1 protein-coding gene is annotated in these 1,439 nt (G+C 55.7%); it reads left to right on the top strand.

Translation table 11 applies throughout. From position 1 onward, the window contains the following. Positions 1-56: 56 nt before the first annotated feature. On the top strand, positions 57-1,406 hold the full coding sequence (locus ACRQDJ_RS09220) for an IS256 family transposase (RefSeq protein WP_087070464.1): 1,350 nt from the start codon (positions 57-59) through the stop codon (positions 1,404-1,406). Positions 1,407-1,439: the final 33 nt, after the last annotated feature.

Below are 1,439 nucleotides of genomic sequence, written 5' to 3'. Positions count from 1 at the left end.
GAGAGTGTCTAATGGTTTGTGTGTGAGGGTGAAAACCACCTAGGAGATAAACCAGAATGACTACCGTGAAACAAGACCCTGAAGACAAGCAGCGTATCGATGCCATCGAGAAGAAACTCCTGGCTAACCCGCAAATGGCCGAGCTGATCGGCGAGCTAGCCACGTCTACTACTAACGCTAACGACCTGGTACGCGGCATGCTCCAAGCCTCGATCACGCGTGGCCTTCAAGCCGAGATGGATGCCCATTTAGGCTACGCACACTCAGACCGTAAAGCCAAAGCCGAAGCCGGCGCCGAGAGCATGGGGAACTACCGTAACGGTAGCTACCCGAAAACCGTGGCCACGAACTACGGGATGATCACCGTGGATATTCCCCGTGACAGGGCCGGCACGTTCCGCCCGACCATGGTCCCTAAAGGCGCGCGGCGCCTGACAGACGTGGATGACATGATCGTGAGCTTGTATGCCGGCGGGATGAGCGTACGCGATATCCACCACCACCTAGCCACCTCCCTGCGCCTAGAGGTATCCCCGGAGACGATCAGCGCAATCACTGACGCGGTCCTTGACGAAGTACTCACCTGGCAAAACCGCCAGTTAGACGAGTTTTATCCCGTGATTTTCCTTGACGCGATCCGGATCAAAGTACGCGATGGAGGACGCGTGGTAGGCAAGAGTGCCTATATGGCTATCGGCGTGAACATGGACGGCGTCAAACACGTTTTGGGCTTGTGGATCGCCCGTGAGGAAGGCGCTTCTTTCTGGGCGAGTGTGTGTGCCCAACTGGCTAACCGGGGCGTGAAAGACGTGTTTATCGTGTGTTGTGACGGTCTGAAAGGCTTACCTCAAGCGGTGGAGGCTACCTGGCCGGACTCGATGGTACAGACCTGTATCGTGCATTTGATTCGGGCAGCGAATCGGTGGGTGAACTACCAGGACCGTAAGGCCGTATCGGCGGCGTTGCGTGCCGTGTATACGGCACCAAGCGAGGAAGCCGCTAGGTGTGCTTTAGAAGAGTTCGCGGTAAGTGACCTTGGGTTGAAGTATCCCCAATCAGTGAAGGTCTGGAGGGACGCGTGGGAGCGTTTCACGCCTTTCTTGGGCTTCCCGCCGGCAGCGCGCAAGGTTATTTACACGACGAATGCTATCGAGTCGTTTAACAGCCAGTTGCGTAAGGCTACGCGTAACCGGCGTCAGTTCCCGAACGACGAGGCGGCGATCAAGGCGTTGTGGTTGATGATTTGTCATATTGAGGATCGGCGGGCTGCCAAGCTTGCGAAGGAATCGAGGAAAGGGAGTGTGGATGTAGGCCATTATGTTGAGGGTGCTCGGGTCCAGGGCTGGAAAACTGCTATTAACCAGATGTCCGTGGCCTACCCTGACCGGTTTAATAAGTATTTATAAACAATGCTCACACACAAACAACTTGACACACTC

This window comes from Actinotignum urematis, assembly GCF_051264595.1.
GTDB classification, from domain to species: Bacteria; Actinomycetota; Actinomycetes; order Actinomycetales; family Actinomycetaceae; genus Actinotignum; species Actinotignum timonense_A.
The sequence above is the reverse complement of the archived record's forward strand: the minus strand, read 5'-3'. Positions and strand labels throughout refer to the sequence as shown.

What these genes read in the sequence shown, in the direction of transcription:
- ACRQDJ_RS09220 (WP_087070464.1), top strand. Translation starts at nt 57, where the DNA reads ATGACTACCGTGAAACAAGACCCTGAAGACAAGCAGCGTATCGATGCC.